At 71.3% G+C, this 15,376-nt stretch carries 17 protein-coding genes; 8 read left to right on the forward strand and 9 right to left on the reverse strand.

The window, feature by feature from the left end; all coding sequences use genetic code 11:
* Positions 1–7: 7 nt before the first annotated feature.
* Both FVE25_RS23255 and FVE25_RS23260 read left to right on the forward strand, forming a co-directional pair.
* Positions 8–601 carry an RNA polymerase sigma factor gene (locus tag FVE25_RS23255; RefSeq protein ID WP_181019684.1) on the forward strand — a complete coding sequence of 198 codons (594 nt, stop codon included), beginning with the start codon at positions 8–10 and terminating at the stop codon, positions 599–601.
* The gene (locus tag FVE25_RS23260) at positions 598–1,197 is read left to right on the forward strand and encodes a hypothetical protein (RefSeq protein ID WP_157249160.1); all 600 of its coding nucleotides are present in this window, start codon (positions 598–600) and stop codon (positions 1,195–1,197) included. Before FVE25_RS23255 ends, FVE25_RS23260 begins: the two co-directional genes overlap by 4 nt.
* Before the next feature lie 37 nt (positions 1,198–1,234).
* Here the strand turns inward: FVE25_RS23260 and FVE25_RS23265 are convergent, their stop codons facing one another.
* The gene (locus FVE25_RS23265) at positions 1,235–2,227 is read right to left on the reverse strand and encodes a threonine ammonia-lyase (protein WP_157249161.1); all 993 of its coding nucleotides are present in this window, start codon (positions 2,225–2,227) and stop codon (positions 1,235–1,237) included.
* 1 nt (position 2,228) lies between these two features.
* Complete coding sequence (locus FVE25_RS23270) at positions 2,229–2,747, reverse strand: DUF6817 domain-containing protein (RefSeq protein WP_157249162.1); 519 nt, start codon at positions 2,745–2,747, stop codon at positions 2,229–2,231.
* Between the two features lie 120 nt (positions 2,748–2,867).
* Here FVE25_RS23270 and FVE25_RS23275 point away from each other — a divergent pair, with 120 nt between their 5' ends.
* The 4 genes from FVE25_RS23275 (at position 2,868) to FVE25_RS23290 (ending at position 6,471) form a co-directional block, all read left to right on the forward strand.
* Positions 2,868–3,731 carry a LysR family transcriptional regulator gene (locus FVE25_RS23275; protein WP_157249163.1) on the forward strand — a complete coding sequence of 288 codons (864 nt, stop codon included), beginning with the start codon at positions 2,868–2,870 and terminating at the stop codon, positions 3,729–3,731.
* A 142-nt stretch (positions 3,732–3,873) separates the two neighbouring features.
* The gene (locus FVE25_RS23280) at positions 3,874–5,031 is read left to right on the forward strand and encodes a sensor histidine kinase (RefSeq protein WP_246267332.1); all 1,158 of its coding nucleotides are present in this window, start codon (positions 3,874–3,876) and stop codon (positions 5,029–5,031) included.
* Positions 5,022–5,663, forward strand: a complete 642-nt coding sequence (locus FVE25_RS23285; protein ID WP_219825613.1) for a response regulator transcription factor — start codon at positions 5,022–5,024, stop codon at positions 5,661–5,663. The genes FVE25_RS23280 and FVE25_RS23285 overlap by 10 nt, the downstream gene beginning before the upstream one ends.
* A gap of 112 nt (positions 5,664–5,775) precedes the next feature.
* Positions 5,776–6,471, forward strand: coding sequence for a hypothetical protein (locus FVE25_RS23290; protein ID WP_157249165.1), 696 nt, complete (start codon positions 5,776–5,778; stop codon positions 6,469–6,471).
* Between the two features lie 73 nt (positions 6,472–6,544).
* On the opposite strand, the gene FVE25_RS23295 is transcribed toward FVE25_RS23290, so the two are convergent.
* From FVE25_RS23295 to FVE25_RS23325, 7 genes are all read right to left on the reverse strand, one after another.
* Entirely contained in the window at positions 6,545–7,618 is a 1,074-nt protein-coding gene (locus tag FVE25_RS23295) for an SPFH domain-containing protein (protein ID WP_157249166.1), read from the reverse strand.
* 4 nt (positions 7,619–7,622) lie between these two features.
* Positions 7,623–8,054 (reverse strand): NfeD family protein, encoded by a 432-nt coding sequence (locus tag FVE25_RS23300; protein ID WP_157249167.1) that lies wholly within the window; start codon positions 8,052–8,054, stop codon positions 7,623–7,625.
* A gap of 53 nt (positions 8,055–8,107) precedes the next feature.
* The gene (locus tag FVE25_RS23305; protein ID WP_157249168.1) at positions 8,108–9,301 is read right to left on the reverse strand and encodes a L,D-transpeptidase; all 1,194 of its coding nucleotides are present in this window, start codon (positions 9,299–9,301) and stop codon (positions 8,108–8,110) included.
* 71 nt (positions 9,302–9,372) lie between these two features.
* Positions 9,373–10,470 carry a fumarylacetoacetase gene (gene fahA, locus FVE25_RS23310; protein WP_157249169.1) on the reverse strand — a complete coding sequence of 366 codons (1,098 nt, stop codon included), beginning with the start codon at positions 10,468–10,470 and terminating at the stop codon, positions 9,373–9,375.
* The gene (locus FVE25_RS23315; RefSeq protein WP_181019685.1) at positions 10,467–11,195 is read right to left on the reverse strand and encodes a hypothetical protein; all 729 of its coding nucleotides are present in this window, start codon (positions 11,193–11,195) and stop codon (positions 10,467–10,469) included. Before FVE25_RS23315 ends, fahA begins: the two co-directional genes overlap by 4 nt.
* Positions 11,192–12,352 (reverse strand): homogentisate 1,2-dioxygenase, encoded by a 1,161-nt coding sequence (locus tag FVE25_RS23320; RefSeq protein WP_157249170.1) that lies wholly within the window; start codon positions 12,350–12,352, stop codon positions 11,192–11,194. The genes FVE25_RS23315 and FVE25_RS23320 overlap by 4 nt, the downstream gene beginning before the upstream one ends.
* Positions 12,353–12,435: 83 nt before the next feature.
* Positions 12,436–13,065, reverse strand: coding sequence for an IclR family transcriptional regulator (locus FVE25_RS23325; RefSeq protein ID WP_157249171.1), 630 nt, complete (start codon positions 13,063–13,065; stop codon positions 12,436–12,438).
* Between the two features lie 200 nt (positions 13,066–13,265).
* Between FVE25_RS23325 and FVE25_RS23330 the strand changes: the two genes are divergently transcribed.
* Both FVE25_RS23330 and FVE25_RS23335 read left to right on the forward strand, forming a co-directional pair.
* A complete protein-coding gene (locus tag FVE25_RS23330; RefSeq protein WP_157249172.1) occupies positions 13,266–13,784 on the forward strand; it encodes a hypothetical protein in 519 nt (172 codons plus the stop codon).
* A gap of 41 nt (positions 13,785–13,825) precedes the next feature.
* The gene (locus FVE25_RS23335) at positions 13,826–14,932 is read left to right on the forward strand and encodes an NAD(P)/FAD-dependent oxidoreductase (protein WP_157249173.1); all 1,107 of its coding nucleotides are present in this window, start codon (positions 13,826–13,828) and stop codon (positions 14,930–14,932) included.
* Positions 14,933–15,376: the final 444 nt, after the last annotated feature.

The raw sequence follows: 15,376 nt of genomic DNA on the forward strand, positions 1-15,376 counted from the left end.
ACTGAGCGTGGATGTGACGACACGTGCCCGGATCCGGGCCGGTGACCAACATGCCTTCGCCGGGCTCTTCGACGAGTTCGCCAAGGCCGTCTACAACCATGCCTACCGGCTGACCGGCGACTGGTCGGCGGCCGAGGACGTGGTGTCGCTGACCTTTCTGGAGGCGTGGCGGCTCAGGGAGCGGATCGACCCGGACGGCGGCTCGCTGCGCCCCTGGCTGCTCGGCGTGGCCACCAACGTGACCCGCAACCAGCGCCGCGCCGCCCGCCGCCACCAGGAGGCCATGGCCAGGATGCCGCGCGCCGACCCCGTCCCCGACTTCGCCGACGAACTGATCGGGCGGGTGGCCGACGCCCAGCGCCTCACGGACGTGCGGGCGGCGTTCGCCAAGCTGCGCAGGCACGAGCAGGACGTCCTCTCGCTGTGCGTGGGCGCCGGGCTCGACTACGCCGAAGCCGCCGAGGCGCTGGGGATCCCGGTGGGGACCGTGCGCTCCCGGCTGTCGAGGGCGCGCAAGAAGCTGGAACTCGCGGCGGGGCCGCGACAGGTAAGAGATGACCGCGGCACCGCGGTCCGGTCCGTCAAGGAGAGCACCCCATGACCGTTTTCCCGGAGGAACGGGACCTTCCTGAGGGCCGTCACCACCTGCTTAAGGAGTTCGTGATGACCGAGATCCAGTCCGCGCCCCGCCGGAGGCTGTTCCGCCCGATGGTCCTCGCCCCCGTGCTGGGCCTGGCCGCGGCGGCTGCCGTGGCGGTGCCGGTGCTGTTCGGCGGCGGCGCCCCCGCCTACGCCGTGGAGAAGAACCCCGACGGCACCCTCACCGTCACCGTCAACGAGGCCAAGGACCCCAAGGCGCTCGAGGCCAACCTCAAGGGCATGGGGTACGACGTGGTGGTCGACTTCGTGCCCGACGGCAAGCAGTGCAGCCCGCGCAAGCGCAGCGAGAGCTGGGTGCCGAAGGCGGAGAAGCCGCTGTCCGTCTTCCCGCCCACGGTGGAGCTCGACGCCGGCGAGCCGAGCTTCCAGATCGACCCCGCCAAGATCGGTCCCGGTCAGACGGGCGTCCTCATGTTCGCGGTGACCGAGAAGACCGACGGCCCGACCGTCGCCGGCATCTGGGCCCGCGTCTCCAATGGGCCGGTGGCGGCCTGCGAACTGGTCGACAGCGACGGCGCCCCGCTGGACGTCGAGTAACACCCTCGGCGGGGCCCACTCCACGGTCTCCGTGACGTCAACGCCGGGGGACGTGAGCCCCGCCGACCCAGCGGTGATATGCCGCCATGTCGACGTTGCTGCCGCACACGATGGTGACCACGTGCCGGCCGGCGAAGCGGTCGCGGTCTTCGAGGATCGCCGCGATGCCGAGCGCGGCGGACGGTTCGGCGATGAGGCCGGCGTGGTGCAGGAGCATCCGCATGCCGGCGATGATCGAGGTCTCCTGGACCAGGACGGCGTCGTCGGCGACCTGGAGGAGGTCGTTCAGGACGGCCGGGATGGGGTGCCGGCCGGCGACGCCGTCGGCGATGGTGTCGGTGGAGGCGGTGGTGACGACGCGTCGCTGTTGCCAGGAGCGGGTCATCGCCGGCGCGCCCAGCGGCTGGACGCAGATCACCTCGACGTGAGGGGCGAGGGCTTTCAGCACGTGGCCCACGCCGGTGGCCAGGGCCCCGCCGCCGAGAGCGATCAGCACGGCGTCGAAGGAGGGTGCGGTGTCCGCCAGTTCCAGGCCGATGGTCGCCGCGCCTTCGCAGGTCTCGAGGTCCAGGCTGTCTTCGACCAGCCGGATGCCGTCGTGCCGGGCGAGGGCCGCCGCCCGCTGGCGGGCCAGGTCGAAGTCGCCGTCCACCAGCTCCAGCCTGGCGCCCAGCGCGCGGATGCGATCAAGTTTGGCTGCGGGCGCGAAGCGGGAGGCCACGACGGTGACCTCCAGCCCCCGCGCCCGGCCGGACCAGGCGAGGGCTTGGCCGAGGTTGCCCGCGCTGGCGCACACCACGGCCGTCGAGCCCGTGCCGGCGAGCCCGGTCGTGACCAGTTCGGTGCCGCGAGCTTTGAAGCTGCGGACCGGGTTCGCCGTCTCGAGCTTGATGCTCACCGTGCACCCGAGGCCGGGCGTCAGCGCCTGGCAGCGGTAGAGCGGGGTGTTGAGAAGGATCGGGTTGATGGCCCGCCGGGCCGCCCGGATCCGGGCGGTGTCCAGGCGCGAAGCGCCGCCGTGGCCGCCCATGTCACTGCGTCCAGAAGAACACGGCGCATCGCTCGGCCGCCGCCTGGCTCATCAGGGCGACCTTCGTGGCGAACCACGCGCGCAGTTGCTCGCCGTGGCGCTGCCGGAGGTCTGGGCTGTGGGCGAGCAGGTCCAGTTCGTTGGCCACGGTGATGTCCATGAAGGCGCGCAGCGCCCGGCGCGATGGGGTGACCACCTGTCCGGTGAACCGGTCGCGAAAGCGCGGCAGCCGCCGGTAGGTGTAGGCGCGGTCGCAGGAGGCGTAGAGGTAGACCAGCGCCTCGGCCTCCTGGCCGATCGCGGTGCTGAGCCGGTGGCGTTCGTGCAGGCCGAGCAGCGCGGCGGGGAAGCCGTCGGTGCCGTAGGCCGCGTGGGTCAGGCCGGCCTGCCGTACCGGCTCATCGGCTCCCCAGTCGGCCAGCGTCGCGGCGGTCCTGCGCAGGTGGGCCAGGAGGGTGCCGCCGGGATGCTCGATCGTCTCGGCGCCGAGTTCGGTCAGCAGGTCCAGGGCGTGGGGCATGAGCGTCCTTCCGGCAGGCGGGGTCGGCACCCGCGCGGCCGCCGCGGGTTGCCGCCGCCTTCATCCTTGATCTCACCCTTACCCAAGTCAATCCTCGGGTTTTCTTATACATTCCCAAGGGTGACCTTGGATGACCTTCGGGTGTTCGTGGCCGTCTGCGAGGCGGGGAGCCTCAGTGCCGTCGCCCGGGCGATGTCGTGCAGCCAATCGGCGGTCAGCCAGCACATCAAGCGCCTGGAGCGCGAGGTGGGGCTGGCGCTGTTCGAGCGCCGGCCGCGCGGGGTCGTGCTCACCGCGGCCGGCCAGGTGCTCCGGCAGGCGGCCACCGAAGGGCTCGGCGGGCTCGACGCGGCCGTGCGGCGGCTGGCGGAGATGGGACGCGGCGAAGGCGGCACGGTCCGCATCACCACGGGCGCCACCTCGGTGCGGCACTTCATGTCCCGCTCGATCGTGGACTTCCGGCGCCGCCACCCCGACGTCGTGCTGGAGTTCCAGACCGGCCAGTCGAGCCGGCAATGCATGGAGACCGTCCGCGACCACGGGGCCGACCTTGCGTGGGTCACCATAGGGCCGCCCATACCCGGCGTCGAGCAGCGACCGGTGCTCGAACTGCCCTGGGTGCTCGCCGTGCACGTCGACGACCCCCTCGCCGCCAGGACGCTCATCCGGCCCGCCGACCTCGCCGCGATCCGGCACATCGCGCTGCCCGAGCACTCGATCTCGCGCGTGTCGCTGGAGACGCAGCTGGCCCGCTGGGGCGTACGGCCGACCGCCTCGGCGGGCGTGGCGGACTGGGACACCGCCTTCCTACTCGCCGAGCTCGGGATCTGCCAGGCGATCGTGCCCGCCCTGCCCGGCACGCCCGAGCAGGTGCGCCTGGTGCCGATAGCCGGACTGCCGCCGCTGACAGCCGGCTGGGCGGTACGCCAGTGGGCCGCGCTCAGCCCCCTGGCCGTGGAGTTCGCCAAGACGATGACCGAGTGAAGCGTGAACGACAAGCTAAGGTGTGGGCGTGACAGTCGGGCGTGGCCGCGGCCGGTGGTGAGCTGCGCCGACGCCACGCACATCGTGATCACCTTCGGCCAGGAGCGAGTCGGGCCGACGCCGGGAGATGCGGGGATGGCCGGTGCGAACGGCGCTTGAGGCGATCTCGCTGCGGCCCCTGGCCTTCGCACGATCGGCCTGGCCATGGCGAGCGCTGGGATATTTGGGGCTGAGTGCCCCGCTCTGCGGTGTGGTGGCGCTGGTCGTGGCGGGAATCGGCGCGCTGGGCCACGCGGTGGCACAGGCGGCCGCGGGAGCGGCGGCCCTGGCGGTGGCGGTGCCGGTGGTGTCACGGTTCGAGCAGTGGCGGTTGCGGCTGGTGGACCCGACCGAGGTCACGCGAGCGGGCGGGCGATGGCGTCGCGCCGGGCTGGGGCTGGCTTCGCTGATCGCGCTGAGCTGGATCGACGTGGTGATGCTCGGCCTGACCGTCGCCGGGCCGATCCTGCTGTTCCTCACGCCCGTCGTACAGCCGGAAGAGGCCATCGGCGTCGGTCAGGGCCTGCTCGTCTCGGTGGCGAGCGTGTTGCTGGTGCCGCCCGCGGTCTACACCTTCACCGCATGGGCGGGGGCGCGCGGCGCGATGGTGCGCGGGCTGCTGACCGACGGGGACACGGAGTTGAAGCAGGTGACGGCTTCCCGCGCCCGGCTGGTCGACGCCTTCGAGACCGAGCGGCGCAGGATCGAGCGGGATCTGCACGACGGCGCCCAGCAGCGGCTGGTCGCGCTCTCGATGCGGCTCGGGCTGGCCAAGCTCGACATCCCACCGGACTCGCCGGCGGCGGAGCAGGTGGCATTGGCGCACGAGGAGGCCAAGCAGGCGCTGCGCGAGTTGCGGGAGCTGATTCGCGGGGTGCACACCCAGGTGCTGACCGACCGCGGTCTCGCGGCCGCCGTCAGGGAGGCGGCGGACCGATCACCCATCCCGGTGGAGGTGGAGGCAGGGTTGGAGGGACGGTTTCCAGCCGCGGTGGAGGTGGCCGCCTACTACGCCGTCTCCGAGGCGCTGGCGAACGTCGCCAAGCACAGCCGGGCCGATCGCGCCTGGGTGCGCGGCCGCCTCAGCGACGGCGTGCTGCGGGTGGAGGTCCGCGACGACGGCCGCGGCGGCGCCGATCCGGCCGGCGGGACGGGGCTGGTCGGGCTCTCCGACCGGCTCGCGGTGGTGGGCGGGAGAATGTCGGTGTCCAGCCCGGTCGGCGGGCCGACCCTGATCCGAGTGGAGATCCCGTGCGCGTAGTGATCGCCGAGGATGACGTGCTGCTTCGCGAGGGGCTCGCCGGGTTGATCGAGCGCTTCGGTCACACGGTGGTGGCCTCGGTGGGGGACGCCGCCGCTTTGGCGGAAGCCGTACGCGAGCATGCGCCCGACACGGTCGTGACCGATGTGCGGATGCCGCCCGGGTTCACCGACGAGGGGCTGCGCGCCGCGATCACGTTGCGCAAGGAGCACGACGGCCTCGCCGTCCTGGTGCTCAGCCAGTACGTCGAGCAGACCTATGCCGCGGAGCTGCTGGAATCCGGTGACGGCGCGGGCGTCGGGTACCTGCTGAAGGACAGGATCGGGGACGTGGCCGAGTTCGTCGACGCGCTCGCCCGGGTGGCCGGTGGCGGCACGGTCGTCGACCCCGAGGTGGTGCGTCAACTGCTGCGCCGCAGGCGTGACCCGCTGGCCCGGCTCACTCCGCGGGAGCACGAGGTGCTCGCGCTGATCGCCGAAGGCCGGTCCAACGCGTCGATCGCTCGTGAGCTCGTCGTCACCGAGGCGGCGGTCGCCAAGCACATCGCGAGCATCTTCACCAAGCTCGACCTGCCGCCCACAGCCGACAGCCACCGGCGAGTCCTGGCCGTCCTCGCCTACCTGGGCTCCTGACCCTCGAAGACCCGACCGGCTGTGCGGCGCGGCCGGGGTAGTGCCAGCTCTACCCCCACTTCTCGTCCCTGCGCCAATGCCCGGCCCGAGCTGCGCCGATTGACTTGCCGGCATGACGAACGAGAGCTTTCCAGGTCGGTGGATCGAGGGTGCGGGGCTGGTCGGCGGGCCGTCGCTGCTCCTGGCGGGTGGCCTGCTGCGAAGTGAGTCCGACGGGTTCTTCCCCAGCCAGCTCGCCGCATTCGCCCAGAATCCGACGTTGATGACCGCCTCCTACAGCGTCTTCGCCGCCGGGCTGGTGCTACTCGTCCCGGCGACGCTGGCGCTGACCAGGCGCATCGGAGCCACGCACGCACGGCTGGCCCGCTGGGGCGGGGCCCTGGTGCTCGCCGGGCTGCTGGCACGGATCTTCCATCATGGGGTGAACCACCTGGCGATGCAGCTGGTCAACGTGCAGGGGCAGGCGGCGGCGCTGCGGGCCGTGAGCGAGCAGTACTCGTCCTTTCACCTCTTTCAGCTGTTCAACGTCGCGACCTTCCTCGGCTGGATCGTGCTGGCGGTGGCCGCGTGGCGTTCCCAGGTGCTCGGGGTGGTGGGGTCGGTCGGGCTCGCATTGATGACGTCCCTGCCGCTCGGGGTGCTCAAGGGCACGGGACCGATGTCCATCGTCGCCGCCGCGGGGTTGTGCGCCGCGCTCCTGCCGCTGGGCGTCAAGGTACTCCGGCAGGGGCCGGCACCCAGGTGGTGGGCGTACCCCGTGGTGGCGGCGGCGGGGGCGGCACTGGGCTACCTCGGCCTGATGGGCTAGATGTACATGGCCGAGATCTTGGTGCCACGTGATCGTTGATGGTTGATCACGAAGATGACCTCCGGGACCGTGTTCAGCGCTCAGCCCGGCGCGGGTCCTTCTCCAGGTCCGGGAAAGGCGACGGCTCCGGTACGGCGGCGCCCAGCTGGCGTGGTGCCCCCGGCTTCTCCGCCTCCTGCGCGTCGGCCACGGCTTCGGCGGCTGCTTCGGAGGCCCGGGCCACCTCTTCGTCGGCGGCCGATGGGGCGGTCGCTTCTTCGCGGGTGGCGGCTGAGCGGGGCAGGGCCTCGGTGAATGCCTTGGACACGCCCTGCAGCGCGGAGGTGACCTCGCTGGGGATGACCCAGAACGTGTTGCCTTCTCCCTGCGCGAGCTGGGGCAGCACCTGAAGGTACTGGTAGGCCAGCAGCTTGGGGTCGGGGTCGTTGCGGTGGACCGCCTGGAACACCTGGTCGATGGCCCGGGACTGGCCCTCGGCCTCGAGGATGGCGGCCGTGCGCTGGCCTTCGGCGCGCAGGATGCGGCCCTGCTTGTCGCCTTCGGCGGTCAGGATCTGGGACTGGCGCTGTCCTTCGGCGGTGAGGATGGCGGCCCGCTTGTCCCGCTCGGCGCGCATCTGCTTCTCCATGGCGTCCTTTATGGTCTTGGGCGGGTCGATGGCCTTGATTTCGACGCGGTTGACCCGCAGACCCCACTTGCCGGTGGCTTCGTCGAGGACGCCGCGCAGTTGGCTGTTGATGGTGTCGCGGGAGGTGAGGGTCTTTTCCAGGTCCATGCTGCCGACCACGTTGCGCAGGGTTGTGACGGTCAGTTGCTCGACGGCCTGGATGTAGTTGGCGATCTCGTAGGCGGCGGCGCGTGGGTCGGTGACCTGGAAGTAGAGGACGGTGTCGATTTCGACGACGAGGTTGTCCTCGGTGATGACGGGCTGCGGGCGGAAGGAGACGACCTGTTCGCGCAGGTCGATCATCGGGTAGACGCGGTCGATGTAGGGGATGACGAAGTTGAGTCCGGGCTTCAGAGTGCGGTGGTATCGGCCGAGTCGTTCGACGTTGCGGGCCCTGGCCTGCGGGACGATGCGGACCGCTTTGAGTACCGTGATGATCGCGAACAGGGCGACGACGAGGCCGACGATCAGCAGCTCCATATGATCACTCCCGGGGATAGACGAGGGCGGTGGCGCCCTCGATCTCGATGACGTCCACGGTCGCCCCGGTCGGGATGACCAGCGTTTCGTCATAGGCGCGTGCGGACCACTCCTCGCCCCCGATGCGCACCCTGCCGTCGCGTCCGGTGACCTCGGAGATCACGTAGGCGGATTTGCCGACCAGCGCCTCCACGCCGAAGCGCTGGAGCTGGGGCTGGCGGATGTGGCGCATGGCGACGGGCCGGATCACGAGGAGGCCGGCCGCCGACGACAGGGTGAAGACGAGCAGTTGGAGAGGAATGGGCAGGCCCAGGGCCGCGGTGGCGGCGGTCAAGAGAGCGGCCGCGCCGAGGAGTCCCAGCGAGGCGGTGAGGGTGAAGATCTCGGCCACGCCGAGCACGACGGCGAGGATGATCCAGATGACCCATTCTTCCATATCCGGCCCTCCTGACGGCTAAACGGGCCTGGGACTGCAACTGGTTCCCCTTCCTACGGTAAACCTGGAGGGGGCGCTTGTTGCACCCATCCGCCCGCCGGCGCGGGATCGTGGAGCGCGCTGCCGAGCTGCCATTTCTCCCACGTCAGTTGCCAATACCCCCAGCCGTTGTTCCATTCAAGAGGCCGGTCGGTGCCGGTGATGCTGACGGGGTCGCCGCGCAGGGAGGTGGCGAAGAACCAGGCGGCCTGGTCGGGGCGGGCGTTGATGCAGCCGTGGCTGACGTTGACCCGGCCCTGCGCCCAGACGTTGTTCTTGGCGTGCACGTATTCGCCGGAATTGGAGATGCGCACGGCGTGGTCGATCATCACGTCGTAGAAGCCGGGATCGCCTTTCTTGCGGCCCGGGGACACCATGCGCACCGGGTTTCCCTTTTCCATCGTGAGATGGAGGCCGCTGGTCGTGGTGTATTCGCGGGTGGTGGCCATGCCGGCGCTGATGGCCATGTTCTGCGCGACCTTGCCGTCGCGCCGGACGACCATCCGGTGGGTCCGGGTGTCGACGGTGCTGGTCTGCTTGCGGCCGACGGCGAAGGTGAGGGTGTGGTCGGCGGTGCCGTACACGCCGGGGGAGGGACGCACGCCGGACAGGTGCGCGGTGAAGGTGATCTTCTGGCGGGGTGACCAGTAGCGGGCGGTGCGGTAGACGGCCTGGGTGTCACTGGTCCAGCGCCAGGCGCCTTCGACCGGTTTGGTGGCGGCGACGATCAGGGCGCGCTCGACGGCGGCCTTGTCGCGGACGGGGCCGTCGAAGGTGACGATGATGGGCATGCCGACGCCGACCGTTTCGCCGGGCAGCGGGCTGACCGAGGCGATCGAGAAGGGGCGGGTGCCCTGGCGGGTGCGGAAGCGGCCCATGGTCACGGTCGTCGGCCCGCTCGGGGCGGCGGCGGTCGCGGTCACGGTGTACTCGGTGCCGGGGGTCAGCGGCCAGGCCGAACGCCAGGCGGTGCCCCCGGGCTCGAGGGCGCCGGCCACCGGCCGGCCCTTGGCGTAGACCAGGACCTTGCTGAGCGTGCCTCCGGCGGCCTTGACCACGAGCCCGCGGTCGGGTCTGGCCCGGTCGGCGTCGAAGGCCGGGAAGGTCGTGATGACCGGTGGCGCGGGCGCGGGGGACTCGGCCGTGACCGAGGAGCATCCCGTGACCATGAGCAGGGCAACGAGGCAGAACGCCGCGGCACGCCGCATCTCACTCCTGCTCTCCGGGGACGGGGTCTCCAAGAGTAGCGGGGAGTCACGGTTCGGTCACGCCAAGTTAGCTATCGGATAGTTCCGGATACCTCCCCCAAGCTGAGGCCGCCCGCCGTGGCCGCGATCGTGACGGTGTCGCCTTCCTCCAGGAACGTCCGTGTAGACCCGTCGGACAGCTTGATCGGCTCGGTGCCGTTCCAGCTCAGTTCCATGAGCGAGCCGCGCTGCCCGGGTTCGGGGCCGGAGATCGTCCCGCTGCCGTAGAGGTCGCCGGTCCGCAGGGAGGCGCCGTTCACGGTCATGTGCGCGAGCATCTGGTCCGGCGTCCAGTACATGCTCCGGTACGGCGGGCGCGACACCACGGACCCGTTGAGCCGGATCTCCAGCTCGAGGTCGAGCCCCCAGTCGCCCTGCCGGCGCAGGTACTCCAGCGGCGCCGGATCCTGCTCCCGCCCGGGCACCCGGGGCAGCGCCTCGAGCGGCGTGACCCACGGCGAGATCGACGTGGCGAACGACTTGCCCAGGAAGGGGCCCAGCGGCTGCGCCTCCCACCCCTGGATGTCGCGGGCGCTCCAATCGTTGAGCAGCGTCACCCCGAACACGTGCTCCTCGAACGCCCCGGCCGCCGAGCCCATCGGCGACGGCACGCCCACGACGAAGCCCAGTTCGGCCTCGATGTCGAGCTTGGCGCACGGCCCGAACTCCCCGGCCCGCAGTTGCCCGCTCGGCCGGGTGATCGGCGTCCCGGACACCACGACGGTCCCGGAGCGCCCGTGGTAGCCGACCGGCAGGTGGCGCCAGTTGGGCAGCAGCGCCTCGGCGTTGGGCCGGAACATGCGCCCCATGTTGGTGGCGTGGTCGAGCGAGGCGTAGAAGTCGACGTAGTCGGCGACCTCGATGGGCAGGTGCAGCGTGACCTGGTCGAGCGGGATGAGGTACGGCTCGGCCAGCGAGTCGGCCAGCTTCTCCCGGATGACCGCGCGGGTGTCGCGCCAGGCGCGGTGGCCCCGGGCCATGAAGGCGTTGAGGCTGCCGGTGGCGAACACCTCGTCGTGCAGGGCGGCGGCGAGGTCGAGCACGCGGTCCTCGTACCGCACCCCCACCCGCGGGGATTCGCCGCCACGGGAGAAAACCCCATAAGGCAGGTTGTCGATCCCCCAGCTCATATCACTCCTAGGGTGGTCAGGTCGTCGATGGGCGCGCTCGTGCTGCACGAGCCGTAGCTGACCAGCAGTTCGCGGGCGCGCTTGGCGGTCTGCTCCGGTACGGCCAGCGCCAGCCGTACGAGCTGTCCCACGTCGGTGGAGCGCAGGACGGGCACCGGATCGCGGCGCTCCACGGCCTCGCAGACGGCGAGGACGAGGTTGAGGAAGCCGTGCCGGTCCACGCCGAGGGCGGGGTCGAAGTGGCGTACGGCGTGGTGGAGCCCGGCGGTGGCCTTGAACGGGATGGCGTTCTCCACGCAGAACTGGATGAAGCCTCCCAGGTGGTGAACCGTCGGGAAGGCGTCCGCGCTCAGCCCGCCGCAGCGTACCTTGAGCCCGGCGCCCTCGGGCGGGAGGGCCGGCGACGTGCCGGCGGGCACTTCGACGAAGACGCGCACGCCGGGCGGGGCCTCGACGGGCCGCCGGCGTACCTCGACGAAGTCGACGGGCAGGTCGTCGAAGGCGGGCAGCGTGTCGGTGTCGAGGATGAGGCCCATCCGGTTGGGGCGGGGCTTGGCGCGGCGCAGCGTGTCCAGGCGGGAGGCCGGGCACAGGAAGCGGTGGGTGAGCACCGGGTTGCCCTCGTCGAGGTCGCGCTGGTGGCGGGCCAGTGCCTCGTCCATGTGCAGGGAGGTCGGGGGGAACAGTCCCGCGTCGTCGACGAGGGCGCCGAACAGCGTGCTCATCTGACCCAGGTCCAGGCGTAGCCGGGGTCTTCGCAGGACAGGGCGCCCTGGCCGAGGTCGAGCGGGCGGAAGGTGTCGACCATGACGGCCATCTCGCTGGTGTGCGTGGCGCCCGCGGCGATGACGGCTTCGACGGCGCCGGGCTGCGGGCCGTGGGTGAAGCCGGCCGGGTGCAGGGAGATCGAGCCGACGTCGATGCCGGAGCCGGCGCGGGCGGAGTAGTCGCCGCCCACGTAGAACATGAACTCGTCGGAGTCCACGTTGTGGTGGTTGTAGGGGATCGGCACGGCTTCGGGGTGGAAGTCCAGCGGCCTGGGCATGAACGAGCAGACCACGAAGCCGGGGCCCTCGAAGGTCTGGTGCACGGGCGGCGGCGCGTGCGTCTTCTTCACGATCGGCTCGAAGTCGTTGATGTTGAAGGCGTACGGGTAGAGGTAGCCGTCCCAGCCGACCACGTCGAAGGGGTGGTTGCGGTAGACGAGCCGGGTCAGGCCGCCGCGGGTGCGGACGAGGACCGGCACCTCCTCGCCCTCGACGGTGAAGGGCTCCTGCGGGGTGCGCAGGTCGCGCTCGCAGTAGGGGGCGTGCTCCAGGAACTGGCCGTACTGCGACAGGTAGCGCTTGGGCGGCCTGATGTGCCCGGCGGCCTCGATGGCCAGGATGTTGACCTGCCCGGACGGCACCCAGCGGTGGATGGTGCCGGTCGGGATGACGATGTAGTCGCCTTCTCCGGCCTCGATGACGCCGTAGGTGGACTCGAAGCGCACGCTGCCGCTCTGGATGTAGACGCATTCGTCGCCCATGGAGTTGCGGTAGAGCTCGCTGGGCCGGTCGGCGGTGGCGTACGACAATCGGACGTCGCCGTTCCCGGCCAGGAGCAGGCGGCCGGTGACCAGGTCGCCGGCGCTCGTGAGGTCCTGGGTGCGGAAGTGGCGCGGGGAGAGCGGCAGGTTCGGGCTGAGGGCGGCGGCCTGGAAGGGCTCGACGGCCTCGGCCTTGACGATCGCGGTGGGGAGATAGCGGTGGTAGAGCAGCGAGGAGTCGGATGAGAAGCCCTCCTCGCCCATGAGCTCCTCGGCGTACAGGCCGCCGTCGGGCCGCCGGAACTGCACGTGGCGCTTCCTGGGCACCTCGCCCACGAGCCGGTAGTAAGGCATCTCAACTCCGTCCGCTTATCGGACACTTACGTCCTCTATGTGTAACTACCGTCCTTCATCTGCGTGTGTGCTGTCAACCGGGCTCACGCCAGCGCCGTGGCGAGTTCGCTCGCCGCCGCCACCACCCGGGGCCCGGTGCCCTCGGCCAGGCCGCCGAACGTCACCACGCCGACCGACGCCTCCAGCCAGGGCAGCCCGGTCACCGGCGCGGCCACGCCCTTGGCGCCCTCCTGGAGCTGGCCCTCGCTCACCTGGTAGCCGGTGTGGCCGCCGCGCATGGCCAGGATCGCCTTCCCCGCGGCGCCCTTGGCCAGCGGGTGGCGGGAGCCCTCGCGGTAGGCCACGTGCAGGTCGGTCCAGGACGGTTCGACCACCGCCACGGCCAGCCCGTCGTCGCCCTCGGCCACGGTCAGGTGCGCGGTGGCGCCCACCTCCTCGGCCAGCCGCCGCAGCGTGGGCAGCGCCGCCGCACGCAGCAGCGGTTGTACGGCTTGCGCCAGCACCAGCACCCCGAACCCGAGGTGCACCCGGCCGTCGGCGTCCCGGCGCGCGAAGCCCTCGTTCATGAGCGTCGTGACCAGCCGGTACACCACGGGCCTGCTCAGCCCCAGCGAGGTCGCGAGCTCGGTGGGCGTGCGGCCCCCGTGGCCGTCGGCGAGCAGCCGGAGCAGGCGGAGCCCCCGCTCCAAGGTCTGGGCAGATTCAGCGGCCATGCAGTTGATTATGCGTGGTGCTGGTGTGACGCTCCGCACAGAACGGGTAGGTACCCGGTTAGGCGGACCGGGGGGTAAATATGCGGCAAAGGTGGCTTGTCCTGATTGGCGGTTTGGCTATCTGCGCATTGATCCCCGCCCTCCCTTCGGTAGGGGACCAGGCCGGCAATCTCGTCCGCGACAGCACGATCACCCCGCCCATGCCGACTCGGCCGGCCCAGCTCGTCGAGAGCACCTTCTACGCCACCGAAGGCATCGAGGTGGACGAGCGGATCATGCCGTTCGAGCCGGACACCGACATCCGCCCCGTCGAACTCGCGCCCGGCGTCAGCCTCGGCGTCACCGGACGCCTGTCCGGCAAGCCCCAGCGGCCCGGCACCTTCGCCCACGCCGTCAAGCTGTGCCGGGGGACGGACTGCGTCGAGCAGGTGGTCACGCTCGTGGTGTTCCGGAACGTTCCATGGGAGCCGGTCAACCTGGCCTTCCCCGGCAAGGTCGGCACCCCGCTGAGCGGGGACATCGCGGTGAACGGCGGGCCGACCGGCGTCCTGCCCACGTTCAGCGTGACCGACTACGACAAGCTGCCCAAGGGCGTGAGCATCGGCCCGGACGGCCACGTCGGCGGCGTCCCGGCCGCCGCGGGGCTGTACGAGATCCCGGTGCGCATCTGCGTGGCGGGCAACTGCGCGGGCGTCGTGGTGAAGCTGATCGTGGTCTGAGGTCTTGCGGCGGGCGGGGATCACCGGCCACGGTGGATGCCATGAAATCGGTCATTGTGGTTGGAGCCGGTATTTGGGGAGCGTCGCTCGCGTTGCGGCTGGCCGAAACAGGCTGGCAGGTGACGCTGGTCGAGCAGCACAAACCCGGGCACCTGCGGCAGTCCAGCGCCGGTGAGACCCGGCTCCTGCGCACCGCCCACGGCGGCGACGCCTGGTACACCCAGCTCGCCTGGCAGGCCCGCGACGGGTGGCGGCGGCTGGAGGAGAAGGCCGGGGAGGAGCTCTACCTCGAGGCCGGGATGATGTGGTTCGCTCAGACCCCGGACGGCTGGGAGCACGCCAGCGCCCAGACCATGAAGGACCTCGGCATCCCCTGCGAGATCCTCGAGCCGGACGAAGGCGGCAGGTTCTTCCCCGACTTCCGCGGCGACGGGCTCAGCTTCCTGCTGTGGGAGCCGAACGCCGGGGTGATCAGGGCGCGCCGGGCCACGCAGGTGACGGCGCGGCTGGCCGTACAGGCGGGGGCGGAGCTGGTGCGCGGGCGGGCGGTGCCGGCGGCGGGCGGGGTCGCGATCGACGGCGTCGTGCGGACGGCCGACCGCGTCGTCTGGGCGGCCGGGGCGTGGCTGCCCGAGGTGTTCGACGTGCCCGTGACCGTCACCAAGCAGGACACCCTGAACTTCGCGGTGCCGCCGGAGTGGACCGTGCCCGGTACCCCGGCCTGGGTGGACTACGAGGCATCGGCCTACGGGCACGGCGACGTGGACGGGGTCGGGATGAAGGCCACCTCCGACGCCGACGGCGAGCCGTACGAGCCGGAGAACGGCTCCCGCGTGGTGGAGCGGCGCAGCGAGGAGCGCTCCAGGGAGTACCTCGCCCGGCGGTTTCCGTCGCTGGCCCAAGCGCCGGTGTTGTTCAGCCAGGTCTGCCCGTACGCGCTCACGCCCGACGGCGAGTGGATCATCGCCGAGACCGAGCCGGGCGTCTGGCTCATGGGCGGGGACTCCGGCCACGGGTTCAAGCACGCGCCGGTGCTGGCCGAGTACGTGGCCGGGGTGCTGGCGGGCGAGCACGCGCCGGAGGCCAGGTTCGGCCTGCACGAGCGGGTCCCGGTCCGCGGGCTGCGGACCAGCGGAGTGCACAAGTAGGGCCTGCCCTACTGCCGCTCCGGGGGCGGGCGGGGCGGCGTCGGAGCAGGTCAGAGACTCAGAATGAGTGGTATGAACGCACACGCTCCCCGCTCCGTCGGCGCCGCGGCCGGACTGTGGCTGCTGGCCGTCGGCATGGGCGCCCTCGAAACCGCGCTGGCCGTCGGCGGCATGCTCGTCAACGGCACCGCGACCCCGGGTGACCTCGCCTTCGGTCTCGGCCTGCGGCTGGTCGTCTTCGCCGCCGCCGTCGCCATGGTCGCCAACCTGCGCCAGGGCCGCAACTGGGCCAGGCTCGGCCTGACCGTGCTGCTCGGCGTGTTCGGCACGCTCTCCCTGGTCATCGGCCCGGTCCAGTTCCTCCTGGACGGCGGCGACGTCGGCCGGGCGCTCGCCGAGGCCGACATGGCGAGCTGGGCCTTCGGCCTGAGCCGGGTGGTCCAC

The sequence above is a fragment of the Nonomuraea typhae genome (genome assembly GCF_009760925.1).
Taxonomy (GTDB): domain Bacteria; phylum Actinomycetota; class Actinomycetes; order Streptosporangiales; family Streptosporangiaceae; genus Nonomuraea; species Nonomuraea typhae.